The organism is Haemophilus parainfluenzae, assembly GCF_900450995.1.
Taxonomy (GTDB): Bacteria; Pseudomonadota; Gammaproteobacteria; order Enterobacterales; family Pasteurellaceae; genus Haemophilus_D; species Haemophilus_D parainfluenzae_O.
Genome location: NZ_UGHY01000002.1, coordinates 1605011 through 1626090 on the forward strand (window position 1 = coordinate 1605011; position 21080 = coordinate 1626090).

21 protein-coding genes and 1 pseudogene are annotated in these 21080 nt (G+C 39.7%); 5 read left to right on the forward strand and 17 right to left on the reverse strand.

What is annotated here, in order from left to right:
• Nucleotides 1-57: 57 nt before the first annotated feature.
• The 9 genes from lipB to DX522_RS08240 all read right to left on the reverse strand — a co-directional run bounded on the left by lipB (nucleotide 58) and on the right by DX522_RS08240 (nucleotide 8935).
• Nucleotides 58-699, reverse strand: coding sequence for a lipoyl(octanoyl) transferase LipB (gene lipB / locus DX522_RS08200; RefSeq protein ID WP_115180445.1), 642 nt, complete (start codon nucleotides 697-699; stop codon nucleotides 58-60).
• Between the two features lies 1 nt (nucleotide 700).
• The gene (gene ybeD / locus DX522_RS08205; protein ID WP_049362289.1) at nucleotides 701-979 is read right to left on the reverse strand and encodes a DUF493 family protein YbeD; all 279 of its coding nucleotides are present in this window, start codon (nucleotides 977-979) and stop codon (nucleotides 701-703) included.
• 107 nt (nucleotides 980-1086) lie between these two features.
• Nucleotides 1087-2274 carry a D-alanyl-D-alanine carboxypeptidase family protein gene (locus DX522_RS08210; RefSeq protein WP_115180446.1) on the reverse strand — a complete coding sequence of 396 codons (1188 nt, stop codon included), beginning with the start codon at nucleotides 2272-2274 and terminating at the stop codon, nucleotides 1087-1089.
• Nucleotides 2275-2292: 18 nt separating this feature from the next.
• Nucleotides 2293-3153: a septal ring lytic transglycosylase RlpA family protein gene (locus DX522_RS08215; RefSeq protein WP_115180447.1), complete on the reverse strand. Its 861-nt coding sequence runs from the start codon at nucleotides 3151-3153 to the stop codon at nucleotides 2293-2295.
• A gap of 54 nt (nucleotides 3154-3207) precedes the next feature.
• Nucleotides 3208-4323, reverse strand: a complete 1116-nt coding sequence (gene rodA, locus DX522_RS08220) for a rod shape-determining protein RodA (RefSeq protein ID WP_115180448.1) — start codon at nucleotides 4321-4323, stop codon at nucleotides 3208-3210.
• Nucleotides 4323-6299, reverse strand: coding sequence for a penicillin-binding protein 2 (gene mrdA, locus DX522_RS08225; RefSeq protein WP_115180449.1), 1977 nt, complete (start codon nucleotides 6297-6299; stop codon nucleotides 4323-4325). Before mrdA ends, rodA begins: the two co-directional genes overlap by 1 nt.
• Before the next feature lie 15 nt (nucleotides 6300-6314).
• A complete protein-coding gene (gene rlmH, locus DX522_RS08230) occupies nucleotides 6315-6782 on the reverse strand; it encodes a 23S rRNA (pseudouridine(1915)-N(3))-methyltransferase RlmH (protein WP_115180450.1) in 468 nt (155 codons plus the stop codon).
• Between the two features lie 39 nt (nucleotides 6783-6821).
• Nucleotides 6822-7130: a ribosome silencing factor gene (gene rsfS / locus DX522_RS08235; RefSeq protein ID WP_005695495.1), complete on the reverse strand. Its 309-nt coding sequence runs from the start codon at nucleotides 7128-7130 to the stop codon at nucleotides 6822-6824.
• Between the two features lie 152 nt (nucleotides 7131-7282).
• The gene (locus DX522_RS08240; protein WP_115180451.1) at nucleotides 7283-8935 is read right to left on the reverse strand and encodes a putative transporter; all 1653 of its coding nucleotides are present in this window, start codon (nucleotides 8933-8935) and stop codon (nucleotides 7283-7285) included.
• A 165-nt stretch (nucleotides 8936-9100) separates the two neighbouring features.
• Between DX522_RS08240 and DX522_RS08245 the strand changes: the two genes are divergently transcribed.
• The 4 genes from DX522_RS08245 to mreD all read left to right on the forward strand — a co-directional run bounded on the left by DX522_RS08245 (nucleotide 9101) and on the right by mreD (nucleotide 13757).
• Complete coding sequence (locus tag DX522_RS08245; protein WP_115180452.1) at nucleotides 9101-10891, forward strand: ABC transporter ATP-binding protein/permease; 1791 nt, start codon at nucleotides 9101-9103, stop codon at nucleotides 10889-10891.
• Between the two features lie 171 nt (nucleotides 10892-11062).
• Nucleotides 11063-12118 carry a rod shape-determining protein gene (locus DX522_RS08250; protein WP_049362275.1) on the forward strand — a complete coding sequence of 352 codons (1056 nt, stop codon included), beginning with the start codon at nucleotides 11063-11065 and terminating at the stop codon, nucleotides 12116-12118.
• 86 nt (nucleotides 12119-12204) lie between these two features.
• Complete coding sequence (gene mreC, locus DX522_RS08255) at nucleotides 12205-13269, forward strand: rod shape-determining protein MreC (RefSeq protein WP_070582548.1); 1065 nt, start codon at nucleotides 12205-12207, stop codon at nucleotides 13267-13269.
• On the forward strand, nucleotides 13269-13757 hold the full coding sequence (gene mreD / locus DX522_RS08260; protein ID WP_014064067.1) for a rod shape-determining protein MreD: 489 nt from the start codon (nucleotides 13269-13271) through the stop codon (nucleotides 13755-13757). The genes mreC and mreD overlap by 1 nt, the downstream gene beginning before the upstream one ends.
• 38 nt (nucleotides 13758-13795) lie before the next feature.
• On the opposite strand, the gene rhlB is transcribed toward mreD, so the two are convergent.
• From rhlB to DX522_RS08300, 8 genes and pseudogenes are all read right to left on the reverse strand, one after another.
• Nucleotides 13796-15055: an ATP-dependent RNA helicase RhlB gene (rhlB, locus tag DX522_RS08265; RefSeq protein WP_115180453.1), complete on the reverse strand. Its 1260-nt coding sequence runs from the start codon at nucleotides 15053-15055 to the stop codon at nucleotides 13796-13798.
• A gap of 89 nt (nucleotides 15056-15144) precedes the next feature.
• Nucleotides 15145-15426, reverse strand: a pseudogene (locus DX522_RS08270) (GNAT family N-acetyltransferase).
• Nucleotides 15423-15629, reverse strand: coding sequence for a DNA gyrase inhibitor YacG (yacG, locus tag DX522_RS08275; RefSeq protein WP_005695505.1), 207 nt, complete (start codon nucleotides 15627-15629; stop codon nucleotides 15423-15425). The pseudogene DX522_RS08270 and the gene yacG overlap by 4 nt, the downstream one beginning before the upstream one ends.
• Entirely contained in the window at nucleotides 15622-16242 is a 621-nt protein-coding gene (gene coaE, locus DX522_RS08280) for a dephospho-CoA kinase (protein ID WP_115180454.1), read from the reverse strand. Before coaE ends, yacG begins: the two co-directional genes overlap by 8 nt.
• Nucleotides 16243-16328: 86 nt before the next feature.
• Nucleotides 16329-17006 carry a prepilin peptidase gene (locus DX522_RS08285; protein WP_115180455.1) on the reverse strand — a complete coding sequence of 226 codons (678 nt, stop codon included), beginning with the start codon at nucleotides 17004-17006 and terminating at the stop codon, nucleotides 16329-16331.
• Complete coding sequence (locus tag DX522_RS08290; protein ID WP_115180456.1) at nucleotides 17003-18226, reverse strand: type II secretion system F family protein; 1224 nt, start codon at nucleotides 18224-18226, stop codon at nucleotides 17003-17005. Before DX522_RS08290 ends, DX522_RS08285 begins: the two co-directional genes overlap by 4 nt.
• Before the next feature lie 8 nt (nucleotides 18227-18234).
• Nucleotides 18235-19614, reverse strand: a complete 1380-nt coding sequence (locus DX522_RS08295; protein WP_115180457.1) for a GspE/PulE family protein — start codon at nucleotides 19612-19614, stop codon at nucleotides 18235-18237.
• Between the two features lie 6 nt (nucleotides 19615-19620).
• The gene (locus DX522_RS08300) at nucleotides 19621-20064 is read right to left on the reverse strand and encodes a prepilin-type N-terminal cleavage/methylation domain-containing protein (RefSeq protein ID WP_115180458.1); all 444 of its coding nucleotides are present in this window, start codon (nucleotides 20062-20064) and stop codon (nucleotides 19621-19623) included.
• A 143-nt stretch (nucleotides 20065-20207) separates the two neighbouring features.
• On the opposite strand from DX522_RS08300, the gene ampD reads away from it, so the two are divergent.
• On the forward strand, nucleotides 20208-20771 hold the full coding sequence (ampD, locus tag DX522_RS08305; protein WP_115180459.1) for a 1,6-anhydro-N-acetylmuramyl-L-alanine amidase AmpD: 564 nt from the start codon (nucleotides 20208-20210) through the stop codon (nucleotides 20769-20771).
• Nucleotides 20772-21080: the final 309 nt, after the last annotated feature.

Genomic DNA, 21080 nt, shown 5'->3' on the forward strand with positions numbered 1-21080 from the left:
CTTTCCTAAAGAAAAATGCCTAATTCAGGCATTTTTTATGTGTTATAAAAGTGAATGTTATAAATTTGTAACATTATAGCCCAAAAGTTCGGCAAAGTGTTTAATTAATTTGGGGGAAACCTTGTCAAGTGTCGCCTCTTCTTTACCGATAAAGTCAGCAAGTTGACACATTTCAAGTCCTGCATAGCCACAAGGATTAATGCAATGGAAGGGGGTGAGATCCATATTGATATTAAACGCTAAGCCATGGAAAGAACAGCCTTTGCGGATACGTAAACCTAATGAACAGATTTTTTTGCTGTCGATATATACGCCTGGTGCATCAGGTTTGGGATAACCTTCAATGCCATAGTCTGCGAGGGTTTTCACGACAGATTGTTCAAGTGCGGTCACTAATTGACGAACATTTAAATGTTCATGACGTTTAATATCAATGAGTACATACATCACCTGCTGACCTGGGCCATGATAAGTAATTTGACCGCCGCGATCTGATTGAACAACAGGTATATTACTACTTTGTAATAAGTGCTCTGGTTTGCCTGCTTGGCCTTGTGTGAAAACAGGATAATGCTCAACTAACCAAATTTCATCAGTTGTTTCTGCATTTCGATTATCCGTGAATTCCTGCATTTTATGCCAGATCTCTTGATAATCTTGTAATCCTAATTGACGGACAACTAAATCAGTATTGTTCATTTTAGATAACCATTTTGACGCCTTCAACTTTTGCAAGTTCTTTGTAGAGAGTTTCTACTTGCTCAAAGTTTTGTGCCACGATATCAATTGAAACTGAATTATACGTGCCTTTGCTACTGCGTTTTTCTTTTGGAATATAATCACCCGGTAAATATTTTTGTATCACCGCAACGATGTCTTGTGCTAAGTTCTCACGGTTAACACCTGCGACTTTAAATGTCATTGCAGCAGGGAATTCCATTAATTCTTTCAGTTTTTCATAATCATTTTCTGTTGTCATGTTGCTTCCTTATTTAAGAGTAAGGTGCGTGAATCAGTTAAATTCACACACCTTACGAATTTATTGATGTGATATAAATGGGGAAGTGCGGTTAATTTTCAAGGTGTTTAGTCAAATAATCCTTTAACTGTTAACACTAACCAGTCCCAACCTTTACCTAAGAAACCGCCTTCTTGCACATCTTCTAATGCTTGAAGATTTACGGTGGCGACATCTTTACCGTCTAATTGATAAACGATTTTACCCACTACTTGGCCTTTTGTTAAAGGTGCTTGTAAGTATTTGTTATCTAATTCATAACGAGCTTTTAAGTCAGTTTGTTTACCTTTTGGCAGAGTGATAAAGCCATCTTCTAAGACACCAAGTTTAACGTCACCTTTATCACCGTAGTAAACCGATTGTTTTGAAATTTCTTCGCCTGCTTTTTGGGTTTTTAATGTTTCAAAGTTAGCAAAACCCCATTGTAAGAGTTTTTTACTTTCTACTTCACGGCCTTTATAGGTTGGTACACCCATGACAACAGAAATCAAACGCATATTGTTTGGACTTGTTGCCGATGCGACAAGGTTATAGCCAGCTTGGCTTGTGTGGCCGGTTTTCATCCCATCAACGTTAATGGTTTTATCCCATAATAATCCATTACGGTTAGGTTGTTTGATTTTGTTGAAAGTAAAGTCTTTTTCAGCGTAGATTTTATATTCTTCCGGTAAATCACGAATAATGTGTGCACCAATAATCGCCATATCACGTGCAGTTGAATATTGGTTTGGATCGTCTAAACCATGTGGTGTAGTGAAGTTAGTATTTTTTAAGCCAAATTGTTGAACATATTTATTCATAGTATCAACGAAGTTAGCTACTGTGCCCGAAATATGTTCAGCCACTGCCACACAAGCGTCATTACCAGAAACAATGATAATCCCTTTGTTTAAATCACCTACAGATACTTGTTGATTGAAATTTAAGAACATTTTTGACGAATCAGGGAAATTTCTACCCCAAGCGGTTTCGCTAATCGTCACCATATCTTCATTGTGGATTTTACCTTGTTTTAATGCCGCACCAACCACGTAGCTAGTCATCATTTTTGTTAATGAAGCAGGGTATTGGCGTTGGTCTGGGTTAAGTGATGCAAGTACTACACCAGAATTGTAATCCATTAAAACATAAGTTTGTGCATTCACTTCCGGTACTGCGATACCGTATTGAATATCCTCAGCGGCAGCAAATGTTGATGCTGCCATTAATCCCGAGCAGAGTACAATTTTTTTCAATTTTGCCGATTGTTTTAACATAGCATTTCCTTTAATAGCTTATTGGTTTTTATAAGTATAAACGATTACAGGTTGCCCATTGATCGTTTTTTGTAATTTTGTTTTTAATTGATTAATATCCGCTTGATCCGCAATTGGGCCAAAATGGATTTCGTAGTTTCGTCCATTTTGGTTAATTTCGGTTTTTATGTCATCTAATGCGAGCTTTGTGATGATGTTTTCTGCTTGATTTTTTGACGACAGCGCGAGTAGTTTTAGCTTGAAGACAGTTTTTGCATCGCTTGTGCTGTCTGAGTTCTGATTTTTTTTTTCGCTATTTTTATTGATGGCTAAACGATCACTGGCTTCTTGCGTTTTAGCATGCTTAGCGAGTGTTTTAGCTCCTGCACCTGAAATTTGACCTTGATTATCTACATGTAAGGCTTCAATTCTAACATGTCCCGTTCCACGAGCAATAAGCCCCAATTCTTTAGCTGCAGAATGCGATAAGTCGATGATACGTTTCTCACTAAACGGACCTCGATCATTAATCCGTACAATCACTTTACGATTATTGTGTAAGTTTGTGACAACCGCATAAGAGTTTAAAGGCAATGTTTTATGTGCAGCTGTAAAAAGTGATGAATCGTAGCGTTCACCATTGGCTGTTTTTCTTCCATTAAATTTATTGTGATAATAACTTGCGGCGCCTTCTTTTGAATAGTTTTTTGATTCATCTCCTTGTGTAGTATAAGTTTTGCCGTTTACTTCATAACTTTGTGGTGTAGGAATAGTTGTTTTTATAGATAAAGAATCCCCTTGGATGCCATACATTTTTGGGGTATCAGCAAAGCTAGATAAACTAAATCCCATAATTAATGTGAAAAGTGCGGTCGTTTTTAAGATGTTTTTTAATTTCATACTTATTACTGTCAATATTATTGCTGTATTCCTATAAGAAAGCCAAAAAGGAAATTAGTTCCCTTTCATAAAGCGAGGTTTGTGAGTATGAATGGACATCACTAAACCAAAGCTCGCCATGATAGCGACATAAGAGGTGCCCCCATAGCTAAAGAGAGGCAAAGGCACACCAACCACGGGCAAAATACCGCTCACCATACCAATATTTACGAAAACATAAACGAAGAATATCAGTGTGGTAGCACCAGCAAGAATACGCCCGAAAGAGGTTTCTGCATTTACCGCAATCATTAAGCCACGGATAATAATAAACAAATAAATTGCCATCAGAATAAGAAAACCGACCATTCCATGTTCTTCACTCATCACGGCAAAAATAAAATCAGTGTGTGGTTCAGGTAAAAATTCTAATTGGGATTGTGTCCCTTGCATCCATCCTTTGCCAGATATACCGCCTGAACCGATAGCAATTTTGGATTGCAAAATATGATAGCCCGCCCCAAGAGGATCTTTCTCTGGGTCAAGTAAGGTTAATACACGCATGCGTTGGTAGTCATGCATTAAATACATCCACATGATAGGAATAAATGCTGCTAAGCCAACTACTGCAGCAAGAATAAGCCACCAACTCATGCCTGCTAAGAATACCACGAATAAGCCCGATGCACTAACCAGAATTGATGTACCCAAGTCAGGTTGAATAGCCACAAGTAAAGTTGGTACCATAATCATGGTGATAGCAATGAAAGTTTCGCTTATTTTCGGTGGTAGTGGACGGTTACCTAAATATACCGCTACCATTAATGGAACCGCGAGTTTTACAATTTCAGACGGCTGAAAGCGAATAAAGCCGAGATCTAGCCAACGCTGTGCTCCTTTACTAGTTGTACCGAAGGCATCAACTAAAATCAGCATAATAAAACCAACCAAATATAAATAAGGGGCGAGACGCTGATAAAATTTAGGGGGAAGCTGTGCCATAATCATCATGACAACAAAACCTAATATGACCTGAATGATACGGTTTTGGAACATTACTTCACTGGCACCAGATGCACTATAAAGCACAAGCATACCATAGGCAGTAATGGCGCCTAAACCAATAAATAATAAGAAATCAATATGTAAGCGTTGCCATAATCGCAAGCATAAAGGCACTTTTTCTTCCATTATTCATTCTCACTTGGTTGGGGTTCTTGCGCTGGTACGTCTAACTCAGTTTGGTCCGTCATCTTTTCTTTTTCTGCATTTTGTTGATGTTCAATTTGCGGCAAGCGTTTATTTAGATAGAAATCCATAATTTGACGCACAATTGGCGCAGCATTACTTGAGCCGCCACCTGCATTTTCTAAAATAATCGTGACAACTAATTTCGGATCTTCGTAAGGTGCATAAGCAGTGAACCAAGCATGGTCATGCAATTCTTTTTTCAATCCTGCAGCATTATATTTTTGGTTTTCTTTTAAGCTGAAAACCTGCGCAGTACCGGATTTCCCTGCTACATGGTAATTCGTGCCGATAAAGGCTTTTCGTCCAGTCCCCGCACCTGAATTCACCACATTGAACATACCTCGCTTAGCTGCGTCCCAATAAGCTTGTTTAGGATCGGTAATATCTTCATATAAAAGTGGGTCTTGATAGGGCTCAATGGTGGCACCTTCAACTGATTTCATTAAATGTGGTGTATGAATTTTACCGTTATTGACTACAATAGAGGTCGCTTTTGCTACTTGTAATGGTGTCGCTGTCCAATAACCCTGACCAATACCTACTGAGATTGTATCGCCTTGTACCCAAGGTCTTTTATAACGTTTTTGTTTCCATTCTTTACTCGGCATATTGGCTGTGGCTTCTTCTTGAATTTCAATACCTGTAGGCATACCAAATCCAAAACGTTTCATCCACATAGAGAAACGATCAATACCTAAATTAAAGGCGGTTTGATAGAAGAAGGTATCCGATGATTCAGTAATGGCTTTGTTTAAATCCGTATAACCATGCCCTGTTTTTTTCCAATCTCGGAAGCGTTTTGTGGAGTTTGGTAATGTCCAGTAACCAGGGTCAAAAATCGTGGTGTTAGGTGTAATCACCCCTTCAGTTAATGCTGCAACAGCAACGAATGGTTTTACAGTGGAGGCAGGTGGATAGACCCCTTGTGTCGCACGACTATAAAGCGGTCGAGTAGGGTCTTCTAGTAAACGTTTGTAATCGCTAGAAGAAATACCATCGACGAATAAATTATTATCATAGCTTGGTGTTGAAACCATCGCTAATACGCTGTTATCTTTCGGGTCAAGCACAACGACAGCGCCTTTTTGACCTGAAAGGAGCGACATAATGTAGCGTTGAAGGGTGAAATCGATTGTCAGATGAATACTTTTACCCGCAGTGGCTGGTTGCTCACGTAATTTACGGACAACTTTCCCGCGGTTATTGATTTCCACCTCTTCAAAACCCGTCGTACCGTGGAGTTGTTCTTCGTAATAACGCTCAATACCCAATTTCCCCATGTCCGTAGAGCCAGAATAGTTAGCAAATTTTTCCTCTTTTTTGAGGCGCTCAACATCTCGGTCATTAATACGTCCCACATAACCCAAGATATGAGTCATAGCTTCGCCGTACAGATAATTTCGTTTGAAATAAGGACGAATGTCAAGGCTTGGATATTTATACTGGTTTACTGCAAAACGGGCAATTTGTTCTTCCGTTAAGCTAGGTTTGAGTAAAATCGGTGTATAGCGTGTGCCGCGACGACGCTCTTTTTGGAAATGCTCAATGTCTTCGTCTGTGAGCCCTACAACATAGCGCAACTCTTCAAAAGTGCGGTCTAAATTTTCAGTTTTTTCTGGCACGATATATAAGCCGAAAAAGGTGAGGTTTTCAGCCAGTAATTCGCCGTAACGGTCGTAAATTAATCCACGAGTAGGAGGAAGCGGAAGCAATTTAATACGGTTACCATTCGAGCGAGTTTGGTACATGTCGTAATTCACCACCTGGAGATGGTAAATATTGGCAAATAATACGCCACTTAATGCCAAAATACCGATGAATGCCACCAATGTCCGACGCGCAAACAAGTTCCGCTCCGCTTTCTTATCGCGGATCGGTTCGTTGGTTGGGGCAGCAAAGAATTTCTTTAAATTCATCGGTAGTGTAACGCGTTATTCTCTGTGATAAGGATGATTTGTGGTTAGCGACCAGGCACGGTATAAGCTTTCTGCCACGACAACCCTCACTAATGGATGTGGCATTGTGAGCGGAGAAAGTGACCAGCTTTGTTCTGCCGCAGCTTTGCATTCAGGGGATAAACCTTCAGGTCCACCAATAAGCAAACACACATCACGACCATCGTTTTTCCAACTCTCTAATTGTTCAGCAAGTTGTGGCGTTGTCCAAGGTTTGCCTGGAATATCTAATGTCACCACTTTGCCTTTTCCGCAAGCGGCAAGCATCGCTTTACCTTCTTGTTCTAAGATGCGTTTAATATCCGCATTTTTTCCACGCTTGCCTGCTGGAATTTCAATGAGTTCAAAAGGCATATCTTTAGGAAAACGACGTTGGTATTCTTCGAATCCAGTTGTCACCCAAGCTGGCATTTTTGTGCCCACAGCGATTAATGTGATTTTCATCCTTTTCCCTTTCAAAACACAATCAAAATTGACCGCACTCTATGCCCAAAGTTTTTCTAACTGATACATCTCACGTGCATCACGTTGCATAATATGTACGATAGTTTGACCGAGATCGACCACGATCCAATCAGCCGTATTACGACCTTCTTCACCAAAGGTCTCATAACCGGCTTTTTTACATTCCGCAATAAGGTTATCGGCCATAGCAGAGACTTGACGGCTAGATGTGCCGGTACAAATAATCATATTTTCAGTAATCGATGATTTGCCTTTTACATCAAAATGCACAATTTCTGTGCCTTTTAAATCATCGAGTTTATCAATTACAAATTCAACTAATGACATTTCTTTTCCTATTTGAATAAAGCGGTGAATTCTATCATTGAATGAGGGAAAGGGGTAGGCTTAGGGCGGATTTTATTTGAATTGTTTTATGATTGTAATGGTGCTTAGCATAAATATTGGGGCAGTGATACTGCCCCAAGTTTGAAAGGGTATTAAACCCATAAAAGAATCACTAACAATTGTGGTGAAATGATCCGCAGGAACATTGTGAGCGGATAGACTGTCGCATAGGAGAGTGCAGCAGCACCACTTCCTTCTTTCAGTTCATTGGCGAAAGCAAGCGCAGGAGGATCCGTCATCGAACCCGCCAATAAACCACAAAGTGAAAGGTAGTTTAATTTAGCATATAAACGCGCAATAACACCCACAATCATTAATGGTACGAGTGTGATAAAAATACCGTAGCCCATCCATTCAAGACCAGAACCATTGGTGAGTGTGTCCACAAAGCTACCACCAGATTTTAAACCCACCACAGCGAGGAAGAGCACAATACCAATTTCTCGTAAAGCTAAGTTAGCACTTGGCGGCATAAACCAATAGAGTTTACCGATAGAGCCAATTCGAGCTAGGATTAACGCGACAACTAATGGTCCACCAGCAAGACCTAATTTTAATGCCACAGGGAAACCTGGAATATAGAAAGGAATGGAGCCGAGTAATACCCCTAACCCAATCCCAATAAATACTGGCAACATTTGTACTTGTAGCAGTTTCTGTTTGGCGTTTCCAATAACTGAAATGGCTTGATTGAGAATGTCGGTTTTGCCAACCATATGCAATACATCACCAAATTGAAGTGTTGTATGCGCAGTTGGTACCAGTTCCACACCGGCACGATTTAAACGTGAAATCACTACACCGTATTTTTGATGAATGCCAAGATGACGAATTTGTTTCCCTAGAACCTTTTCATTTGTCACGACCACGCGTTCAGAACGAATTTCGCCACTCAAGCTTGCTACAGGGATATCTACTTCTTCCCCAATAATTAGGTGCATTTTTTTCAACCCTTCAGGATTACCGACCAAATGTAAAATATCGCCAAGTTGAACATCGGTATCCGCTTTTGGCACAATGACGAGCTCACCTCGTTTCAAGCGAGAGCATACGACATCTTCATCATCAAAACCAGGAATCTCAATCAAATGGATACCATTAAGATTAGTATTGGTGACTTTCAGAGACATGCTTTTGAGGGCTTCTTTATCGTGACCACTTTCTTTTTCAAAATTTACTGCTTCTTCATCCACTTTAATTTTAAAGAAAAGACGAATAAGCCACATAGAAAGCAAAATACCACAAATCCCAAAAGGATAGGCCATGGCGTAGGCCATCCCCATGTTAGACGTCGTCTGCGACATGCCTAATTCTGACAGAATTTGCTGACCTGCACCGAGAGATGGCGTATTTGTGACAGCACCGGAGTAAATACCAAGTGCGACATCAAGGGGAATATCTGCAAACTTATAAATGAGAATCGTCACTAACGCACCGAGCACAACAATTAAGATCCCTAACCCATTTAAGGTTAATCCTGATTGCCGTAAGGAAGCAAAAAAGCCCGGTCCTACTTGAATACCAATTGTATAAACAAACAGAATTAAGCCGAACTCTTGCACAAAATGTAACGTATGACTATCCAGTTTAATGCCATATTGCGTAGTAAAATGGGCAACCAAAATACCACCAAATAATACGCCACCAATACCTAATCCTACACCTTTAATTTTAAAATGCCCGATCCATAGACCAATTACGGCAACGAGGGCAAGCAAACTAATGGTAATCGCAGTTTCACTCATACCGACCTCTAATTTATTAAAAATTTAACTATTTTGGATTATATCAATTTGATTTCCTACCCGCTTGTAACAAAGTCAAAAAATGTTATATCCATCACATTTTTTCTTGCTTAAAAATAAACACCGCCTAAAATGACCGCACTTTTTTGATTTTATAGGTTGATTATGGATTACGCTCAAGAGGCCATTAATTCGCTTTTATGGATAGTAAAAACACTAGCGATGACAGCTGTCGTGTTTAGCTTTGGTATTTTCTTATTAGTCCGTTTTACCCATTGGGGTAAACAATTTTGGCAATTTGCGGGTGGGTATCTTTCACCACGCCGAAGTATTAAACCTCTGCTATTTTTCTTGTTAATTGTGGCGATGACATTGGTCAGTGTGCGTATTAGCTTGGTGCATTCCGAGTGGTATAACAATATGTACACATCCTTACAGGAATTTAATGAACCTGTGTTTTGGGATCAAATGGTGCTGTTTTGTGTGATTGCGACAAGCTCAGTCATGACGGCATTACTTAGCTACTATTTAGAACAACGCTTTTCTATTAATTGGATTGAATGGTTGAATAGTCAGTTAGTAGGTAAATGGATGGATAATCGTGCGTACTATAAAACCCAGTATGTTTCTGCTAACTTAGATAACCCCGATCAACGTATTCAACAAGATGTGCAATCTTATGTGAGAACTTCGCTTTCCTTAAGCACTGGTGTGATTGATGCTGTCACCTCGATGATTTCTTACACGATCTTATTGTGGGGATTAGCGGGGCCGATGATTGTATTTGGTACTGAAATTCCTCGTATGATGGTGTTCTTGGTGTTCACTTATGTGATTATCACTACTGCGATTGCATTCCGTTTAGGACGTCCGTTAATTATGTTGAATTTCGTCAACGAACGCTTAAACGCTAACTATCGTTATTCTTTAATTCGTATCAAAGAATATGCAGAAAGTGTAGCATTTTATGCGGGTGAGAAAGTCGAGAGTAGCCAACTTTATAAACAATTCGGATCGGTGATCAATAACATGTGGGATATTGTTTATCGAACTTTAAAATTTTCTGGTTTTAACCTAGTGGTTAGCCAAGTTTCGGTTGTGTTCCCTTTGCTCATTCAAGTGGGACGTTATTTCGAGAAGCAAATTAAACTCGGCGATCTTATGCAAACGCTACAAGTATTTGGTAAGTTGCATTCAAATCTTTCGTTCTTCCGTAATTCTTACGATGGTTTTGCTGGATACAAAGCCACATTAGATCGTTTAACAGGCTTTAGTTATGCGATTGATATGGCGAATCGTCAATCTACGTCGCATTTACATGAACACGAAACAGACGTGATCTTTAAGGATTTAAGCATCAGTAATCCATTTGGAAAAACCTTAATTGAGAATTTAAATTTAACTCTGCCAAAAGGTTCAACCCTATTAATCCAAGGTAATTCAGGCGTGGGGAAAACCACGTTGTTGAGAACCGTGGCAGGGCTGTGGGCGTATTCTGAAGGGGATGTATATTGTCCAACCTACCAGCTTTTCTTATCGCAAAAACCTTATTTACCACAAGGTAGTTTATTGACTGCACTGGCTTATCCGAATGAAGAAAAGGTCTTTAATCATGATGAGATGATTGAAGTATTAAAACAAGTGTCTTTAGGGCATTTACAAGATCGTTTAGATCAAGAACAAGACTGGACACGTATTCTTTCTCTCGGTGAGCAACAACGTTTGGCTTTCGCTCGTTTGTTATTGCATAAACCAAACGTTGCTTTCTTGGATGAGGCAACTGCGAGTATGGATGAAGGCTTAGAAGATACGATGTATCGTCTATTAAAAGAACGTTTACCTAATACAACGGTTATTAGCGTGGGGCATCGTTCAACTTTACAAGCTTTCCATCAGCAACAATTGATGATTTTAGGCAATGGCGAGTGGAGATTCATTGCCCGAAATCTCGTTTAAAACACCATTAAAATTGACTGCACTTACCTTGTTAGAAAAAATAGTGAGGTAAGTGTAGATGAACAAAGTAAAAAATCCTGTTATCAAACTCAATTTTTTGGTACATTTAGCACAATTTTTTTCTATGCTCAGAAATGAGTAATTTTTCACCAAACTAATGACGGAATTCTTATGTTACTCAAAAAAATTCGTGGTTTATTTTCAAACGATCTTTCTATCGATCTAGGTACAGCAAATACATTAATTTACGTAAAAGGCCAAGGCATCGTACTTGATGAGCCTTCAGTGGTGGCAATTCGTCAAGACCGTATGGGCGCATACAAAAGTATTGCGGCAGTAGGTAAAGAAGCAAAACAAATGCTTGGTCGTACCCCAAAAAGTATCGTGGCTATTCGTCCGATGAAAGATGGTGTAATTGCTGATTTCTCTGTGACAGAGAAAATGTTGCAATACTTTATCAAGCAAGTACATAGCGGTAACTTTATGCGTCCTAGCCCGCGCGTACTCGTTTGTGTACCAGCTGGTGCAACTCAAGTTGAACGTCGTGCAATCAAAGAATCAGCATTAGGTGCAGGTGCACGAGAAGTGTATTTAATTGAAGAGCCTATGGCGGCAGCTATCGGTGCAAACTTGCCAGTTTCTACTGCGATTGGTTCAATGGTCATTGATATCGGTGGTGGTACCACTGAAGTGGCGGTGATTTCTTTAAACGGTATCGTGTACTCATCTTCTGTACGTATTGGTGGTGACCGTTTTGATGAAGCGATCATCTCTTATGTTCGTCGTACTTTTGGTTCCGTTATTGGTGAGCCAACTGCAGAGCGTATCAAGCATGAAATTGGTACAGCGTACATTCAAGAAGGCGATGAAATTTTAGAGATGGAAGTGCACGGTCACAATCTTGCGGAAGGTGCACCACGTTCATTCAAATTAACTTCTCGTGATGTACAAGAAGCCCTTCAACAACCATTAAATGGTATTGTTGCAGCGGTACGTACAGCGCTTGAAGAATGCCAACCAGAACACGCCGCAGATATTTTTGAACGCGGTATGGTGTTAACGGGTGGTGGTGCCTTATTACGCAACATTGATATATTGTTATCAAAAGAATGTGGCGTACCAGCAATCATCGCAGAAGAACCATTAACTTGTGTAGCTCGTGGTGGTGGTGAAGCAATCGAAATGATTGATATGCACGGCGGCGATATTTTTAGCGACGAAATTTAATCTCTAAAAGTGCGGTCAGAAAAATCGGCGTTTTTAATTCGTCTGATTTTTTGACCGCACTTTTCCTTTCAACCCTAGGACAGTGAATGAAACCCATTTTTGGTAAAGCACCACCATTAGGTATTCGACTCGCATTAGCAGTGATTGCTTCGATGACACTCATTTTAGTTGATGGGCAAACCTCATCAATGACGAAGGCGCGTAGTGTCATGGAAACTGCTGTGGGGGGCTTGTATTACCTTGCGAATGGGCCAAGAACGGTTCTAGATGGTGTATCAAGTAACCTGGTGGATACCAATAAACTGCTTATTGAAAATAAAGTATTGCGTGAGCAGTTGCGTGAGAAAAATGCCGATCTTTTATTATTGGACCAACTCAAGGTAGAAAACCAACGTCTTCGTTTACTGCTTAATTCGCCTTTACGCACCGATGAATATAAAAAGATTGCAGAAGTGCTCACAGCAGAAACCGACGTCTATCGTCAGCAAGTGGTGATCAATCAAGGTGAACGTGATGGTGCTTATGTCGGTCAGCCAGTGATTGATGAAAAAGGGATGATCGGACAGATTATATCTGTCGGCGAGAATACAAGCCGAGTATTACTTTTGACCGATGTGACCCATTCAATTCCAGTGCAAGTTTTACGTAATGATGTGCGCGTGATCGCGAGTGGCACAGGGCACTCAGATGAACTTACCTTAGATAATGTGCCTCGTTCTGTGGATATTGAAAAAGGCGATTTATTGGTGACTTCCGGTTTGGGCGGCCGTTTTGTGGAAGGCTATCCTGTGGCTGTTGTGCAAAGCGTCTCTCGTGATGGCTCAAATTACTTTGCAACGGTGAAAGCGAAACCTTTGGCTGAGTTAGATCGTTTACGTTATTTGCTTTTACTTTGGCCGAGCAATCTTGATATGTCGAAAGTCAAATCCATGTCACCAGAAGAAGTGCGTCGCCTTGTACAGCAACGTTTAGAAAGTCAAGCTAATGAAGCAACTCATTCAGTGAGTAAAACCAAAATTACAGATGATCAAGAGGATGGCGTACAGCCGCATACAGGAAAAGAAATTGTGGATCCTGACATTCCGACCACAATGCCTCAACAAGAGGAACCCATTTCTCCAGATCAGCAACAACATAGGGAAGAAGACTAATGCAAGGGCGTTTTATTTTTCAATGGGCGACCATTTTATGCTTCTTTGTTGTGGCATTAATTATGGAATTAGCACCATGGCCTGCAGGCTTTCAAGCTTTTAAACCGTCTTGGTTGGTTTTAGTTTTACTTTACTGGACGCTTGCTTTACCTGATAGAGTAAGCATTGGTTGGGCGTTTTTACTGGGGGTTTTATGGGATATTGTGCTAGGCTCTATTCTTGGGGTTCATGCACTGGTACTTTCAGTCGCCTTCTATTTTGTTTCCAAATATTACCTAATTTTGCGCAACCTTTCTCTTTGGTTCCAAAGTTTATTGGTACTTCTTTTCGTTTTTGCGATTCGAGTAGCTATTTTCTTGGTTGAATTCTCTTTGCATGGGGCATTTTTCAACTGGCAGGAAATCTTTGGTGCCATTGCATCAGGTGTGTTATGGCCATGGGTTTTCTTATTGATGCGTACTGCACGTCGAAGAGTCGGATTGCATTAATCGTAAAAAAAGCTGATGAAGGAGTTCATCAGCTTTTTTTAGTTTTTACGACGATAGTTTGTTTTTCGTGCTGTAGTATTTCGCATTTGAGGTACAGGATTGCGTTTTAAACGATAAGGTTTTGGAATATCACTAATCAATGAATTCGGGTCATATTGGCTGACCGGAATAGAATGACCAATGTATTCTTCAATTGCCGGTAAATTCATCGCATATTCTTCACAAGCAAAGCTGATAGACACCCCACTTTCACCTGCTCGACCAGTACGGCCAATACGGTGAACGTAATCTTCTCGGTCATCGGGTAGATCAAAGTTAAAAACATGAGTCACGTCTGAAATATGCAATCCACGCGCAGCAACATCAGTTGCAACGAGAATATCGAGCTCACCATCGGTAAATTGTTTGAGCAATGAAAGGCGTTTTTTCTGTGCTACATCCCCTGTGAGTAATCCCACACGATGCCCATCCGCCGCTAAATAGCCCCAAATTTCTTCACATTTATGTTTAGTATTTGCAAAGACAATACAACGCTCCGGCCATTCTTCTTCCATTAACGTGAGTAAGAGAGGGATTTTATCTTCATTTGACGGATAGAAGAGTTCTTCTTTAATTCGATGCCCCGTTTTTTGTTCTGGTTCAATTTCAATGTATTCTGGGGAATTCATATCTTCAAAGGCAAGTTCACGTACTTTGTAAGAGAGCGTAGCAGAAAAGAGCATGGTGAGGCGTTCTTGCGGAGAAGGACACTTGCGTAATAAATAACGAATATCACGAATGAATCCTAAATCAAACATGCGATCCGCTTCATCTAGTACCACAACTTGAATGTCATCTAAACGAATAATACCTTGTTTAACATAATCAATCACTCGGCCAGTAGTGCCAATTAAAATATCTACACCGGCTTCGATAGCTTTGAGCTGTTTATCATAGCCATCACCACCATAAGCAAGAGCGGTTCGTAATCCACTTGTTTTAGCTAACAATTCTGCATCATTATTAATTTGTACAGCCAGTTCACGGGTTGGGGCAAGAATTAATGCACGAGGTTGATTGGTGATAAAATCAGGTTGATGCGTTAATAAGTGATGAAATGTTGCTGTTAAAAATGCCATGGTTTTACCCGTGCCAGTTTGTGCTTGGCCAGCAACATCTTTTCCTTGTAAGGTAATCGGTAATGATAACGCTTGAATCGGGGTACAATATTCAAATCCCTTGTCTTGTAGGGCTTTTTGTACGATAGGATGTAATGGAAGATCAGCAAATCGCTGCTGACTTAAATAATTTTCTTGCATGATAAATAATAGTTCTCATAAATAAATGGGGCTAAGGATAGCACGAAGTCAGAAAAATATCCTTAAAAACGACACGTTTATTAATAGGATTAAGCTTGTGATTGAGCAGATTGGGGTCGTTCCCATTTTCTTGCAATATAGCTACAAGTTGGGTGCAAAGTGAGCTTTTTAGCCTGGATAAAATGAATTAAGGCTTGATAGAGTTTGTCTGCTACACCTTGTCCTCGAAGAGAATCATCAACAAACGTATGATTAGCATTAATGGTATCGGGTGTTTCATAAAAATAGGTGAGTTTCGCGATTTTCTTGCCTTGTTCATCGAGTAAGAAAAACTCTCCCTATTCAGCATTATCGTGATGCTGAAGACTCATTTGATACTCCATTCATCACTGAGATTGGGATCCATGGCAAAATCTGCAGTATCACTTGGAATGGCTTTTTCTTCTGCAGCCCATTCCCCTAAATCAATGAGTTGGCAACGTTTGCTACAAAAAGGGCGAAATTGACTTTCCTGTGTCCAAGGTACAGGCTTTTGGCATGTCGGGCAGGGGACTTCAAAAATTTCATCAGACATTTTTCTTTCTCGATTCACTTAAATAAAATTGGTGTAATTCTAGCACTTTTTGTTTTAAGTGCGGTAAGTTTTCAGGCAATTTTGCATCATTTGAAATAATATCATCTGCCCATTTTAATCGTTCTTCACGGCTGACTTGTGCATTCATAATGGCTTGAATTTGCTGAATATTATTATGATCTCTTGATGATGCACGAGCCAGCTGAGTTTCAGGTTTTACATCGACAACAAGTATGCGGTCGCAAAGCGTGGTGAGCTTATTTTCAATGAGCAGTGGGACGACAAATAACGTATAAGGAGCATTCTGACTGTTTAACTGTGCTAACATTCTTTCGCGAATCGCGGGATGTAATAAATGATTGAGCCAGTTTTTCTCATTTTCGTCTGCAAATACTTTTTTTCGTAGCTCGGCCCGATTTAATTCACCTTCTTCAGTCAGAATCGATTTTCCAAAGTGCTCAGCAATTTGAGTAAGCAGCGGCGAGCCTTTTTCAACCACTTCTCTTGCCACTATATCAGCATCAACAATGGGTACACCAAGTTCAACAAAAAGATTTGCAATCGTACTTTTTCCACTACCGATGCCGCCAGTGAGGCCCACAATATAAGTCATAATATTCCTTTCTACTTGATTTAGGGGGGATGTTTTACATCTATCCCTTAAACACAATATTTTTCAATGTTGCCAATATATTACATTTATAAGCTTATTGCACTGGTGATGATTAAAGATAAGCAAAGAAAGGGACCGAAAGGTAAAATGGGCTTACGAGAAATCCAATAGACTATGATACCGAATAGACAGGCGATGAATAAGAAAAGCGGTAAGTGCGTGATGGTGAGATAAGTGCCGATTCCTAAAGCGAGCCAATAATCGCCACGGCCTAACGCTTCTTTCTTGTAAAACCATTTAGACAAATGATAGATAATATAAAAAAAACCGAAAAAACTAACCGAGCTTTCTAAACTTTGAGAAAGCGTCAGAATTGAAAATTCTTGATGTGCGCCGAATAAACCTAGGAAAAATAAAAAGAGGCAAGGTGTCGGTGAAATCAGTTGATAATGCCAGTCTAGCCAACTGATAACAAAAAGTAGACTAAGCGTAATCGCGAGCCATAAAGTAAATAATTCATCCTGAATAAAATAATAGAGTGCAGCAAAACAGAGTCCAAACCCTAAAAAATAAAGGAAAATATGACCGCACTTTTGAGATTGAATCGCCGCTTTTTCGCCATGGAAAATAGGACTGTTTTCAGGATAAAGTTCGATATAGTTTTGATAAATTTCTTGTTGGAGATTGGGGATAAAGCGATCGATATAAAACCAAGCAAAGATACCCGCTAAAGCACCTAATAAGAAAAAGGCGAATATCATCATTGGATTACGGATCCCATATTAAAAATTGGCAGATACATGCCCATCATAATAATACCGATTAAACTACCAATGATGAGCATCATTAAAGGCTCTAAAAGTTGGGAAAGTAAATCAATTTGATGATTGAGTTTTTCTTGATAGTTATCAGCAATATGACGCAACATCAACGCAAGCTTTCCACTTTTTTCTCCAATCTGTAGCATTTGTTGTGCTTCCATTGGGAAAAGGTGACTACTGACGCTTTCAGAAAAAGGGTAACCTTGAGAAACCCATTGTAAAATTGATCGCACTTCTTGTTGTAGCAGGATATCGCCTTTTAAGGTACGTTGTGTTTGCCAGGTTTGTTGTTTGGGGAGGAAGCTATTTAACGCAGGCGTTAATGCCACTCCGGATTGAAGCATTAATTGGAGGTTATGGCTAAAACTGATTAGGCGAGAAAGGCAAATGATATTGCCCCAAATTGGCATGCGACTAATTAGTGCATTCTTTTTTTGATTCAGCCAAAGGGAATGTTTTAATGCCATCTTCAACATAAAAATAGCGAAAGTGCAGGCAATCATTAACGCAACAAAATGATGTTGTAGGAATTGAGACATCGCTAATAATACGGCAGTCAATGTGGGTAACTCAGCAGAGTTTTTGCCATACATTTCAGCAAATTGTGGTACAACGAAAAGTAATAAAATCAACGTAAGTGAAAGCGAAATACCTAATACCATGGCTGGATAAAGCATAATTTTTTGCAATTTGCGTTGAAGCGTTAATGATTGCGTTCGACGCTCTGCAATTTTAGTGCATACCTCTGCCAGTTTTCCTGTCATTTCTCCCACCTGAATGAGCTGAATTTCTTGAAAATTTAAATACTTTCCTTGTATTTCCAAGCTTTGTGAAAACGGAAGACCACTTTCAATTAACTCAATTAAGGCGCTAAGCCACTGATGCAAACCCAATTGTGTGCAGTTGTCTTGCAAAATATGTAATGCATTTTTTAATGGAATGGCAGAATTGAGCAATGTAGCCAGTTGATTCAATAAGGCACTGATTTCTGCATTTTTAGGTTTCTGATTAAGTTGCCAATCTTGTTGCAAGCGAATGTGGCTAAAACCTTTTGCGATTAACTGGAATTGAGCAGCTTGTTTAGATTGAGCAACAAGGCTACCTTTTTGCCATTGTTGCCGCTGATCATAGGCTTGGAAGTAAAAGAGTTTTTGCTTTGTCATAGAGACTCCTATTTTTTGCCTAACACGCGTTGAATCTCATCGAGATCAGTGATGTTATCTTTTACTTTTTCTAACGCGCTTTGATAAAGTGAGTCAAAATCGGTTTGGTAACGGTTGTTTTCGCATTGTAAAAATTGATACACCCCAATACGCCCTTGATACCCTTGATGGCAATCACAAGAATCACCAAACTCTTGACTGCACTTTAAGCAACGTTTGCGCACCAATCGCTGTGCGATAACTAATAAGAGACTATTTTCAATTTCGTGAGATTGAATGCCTAATTGCTGTAAGCGCGAAATTGCTGAGATGGCATCATTGGTATGCAAGGTAGAAAGTACTAGATGGCCAGTTTGAGCGGCTCTTAATGCCATTAATGCACTTTCTTCGTCTCGAATTTCACCAAGCATAATAATGTCGGGATCTTGCCGTAAAAATGTACGAAGTAATCGACTAAAATCTAAACCGATTTGCGGATTCACTTGAGTTTGAATGATGCCTTCCAATTCAATTTCAACGGGATCTTCTGCCGTCATAATATGTTTATCTGGCGTATTGAGCCATTGAAGTGCGGTATAAAGTGAGATACTTTTTCCGCTTCCCGTTGGTCCAGTCACCAGGATTAAACCTTGCGGTTGGCTGAGTGCATGTTGAAATTGACTTTGTTGCTTTTGTGTCATGCCAAGTTCAGCAAAACTTAATTGAACAGGTTTATTTTGTTGTAATCGTAATACCGCTTTTTCTCCCCAATGCGTGGGCAAGGTAGAAAGGCGGAAATCTAAAATATCGGAGAACGTCGTTTTGAATTGAAAGCGGCCATCTTGTGGTAGCCGAGTTTCACTGATATCCAGTTTGGCTAAGAGTTTTAAACGAGAAATCACACGATTGGCGAGCGATTTACTGATAATCGGCTGTGATTGAAGTACGCCATCAATACGCAAACGAACTAAAAGCCCATTTGACTGAGTTTCTAAATGAATATCGGAGGCATTTTTTTGTAGGGCGGTTTCAAAAATACCATTTAATAATTGAATAACGGGTTCATCATCATTAGATAAATTAGCGGTGCTTTCATCTTCTGAATGATAATAAAACGTCGCTTGTTCTTCTATTTGATTGGCTTTCGGTGCAAGGGATTGTAAAAGTTGTTTGAGTTGATGTGTTTCAAATAAAATCGGTTCAACTAATTTTCCACTTAAAAAAGCAAAGGTTTCACAAGCTGCAAGATTATTCAGCGAATCCACCGCAAGCCATAAATGGTGTTCGTCTTCTTTAAGAGGGAGCGCAAAGTAACGTAACAGCAAAGCTTGTTGCTGTTGGTTTTGTTGCCAATATTGTGGCGAGATCTGATAAATCTCGCCATTTTTTGCCATTGCTTGATAAGCCATATTTCGCTATTTAGCTGGAGAGCAGAAACCTGCTGGGAATAAATCCGCATTACTTGGGCAGGCTGTCGTCCAAGTGACACCTGCTGAGGTAGAGCCTGCTGCAGTTAATGAATAACTGATCCCATCCAATGTGCCATTTCCTGTTACCGTAATCACACCCGATTTCGTGGTAATGGATTTAACATAGCCTTTTGCAGTAGTGATGTCTGCTGCAATGCCATTTGAACCACCTGAACAGTTTGTCGGGACATTGGTGCTATAGACGCATAACTCCACATCAGATTTATAAGGCGCCGAAGCTTGCAACAATTCGGAGATGGCTGCTTTTTTGGTATAATTTTGATACGACGGAATGGCGATCGTCGCGAGAATAGCAATAATCGCAATCACGATCATCAATTCAATTAATGTAAAACCTTTATGTAAAGGTTTAGAAAAAGTCAGTTTCATTAAATTAATTTCCTTTTGGTGGAATAAAAAAATGCCAGAATTTTGGCTGCAACATTGTGTAAAAGGGAAAAATGAAAGTAAAACTGACCGCACTCCTTTTGCGATCGAGATCGCAAAAATGAAATTTAATCGCAGAAAAACAGATGAATAAGATAAAAAATGGCTGGTTAAGCCAGACAAGAAAAGTGATTTCACCACATTTTGATGAACGTCCTGATGTAGAGGATATTTCATTACTCGTCATTCATTACATTAGCTTGCCGCCAGAACAATTTGGTGGTGGATATGTAGATGATTTTTTCCAAGGCAAACTCGATCCCACTATCCATCCTTATTTTGAAGAGATTTATCAATTTCGTGTATCAGCCCATTGTTTAATTGAACGTGATGGCAGAGTGACACAATATGTCAGTTTCGATGACAGAGCGTGGCATGCAGGACTTTCTTGCTTTGAAGGACGCGATAAATGTAATGATTTTGCGATTGGGATTGAGCTAGAGGGCAGTAATGAACAGCCTTTTACAGTGGAACAATACCAAACACTTGCTGAATTAACACGAGATATCATGCAAGCTTATCCGAAAATAACGCTCGATCGTATCGTCGGGCATTGCGATATTTCGCCTGGTCGTAAGATCGATCCGGGTCAATATTTTGAATGGGAACGCTATTTAGCGTTAGTCAAAAAAGGCTTGGATAAAAAATAATCACTAAAATTTTTGATTGAATGTGAATAAGATAATTTCTGTGAATAAGCCTTATCTTAATGAAATTAAAGCGAAAATTTACTCTCTAAAATTGAAGCTAAAATGCTGAGAAGAGTTATGCAACACTCGCCATTTGCTCAATCACAATTTTATCCACAGAAATATTGAATAACTCACCGCTGTTATTTCTTCACCAAGCAAGGAATGTTTAAATTAAAAAATGGCTGAATTTTTGACCGCACTTTGACGAGAAAAAGTGCGGTCATTTTTTTCGGAAAATTTTTTGATTAAAGGTTATGCAAAAATGAA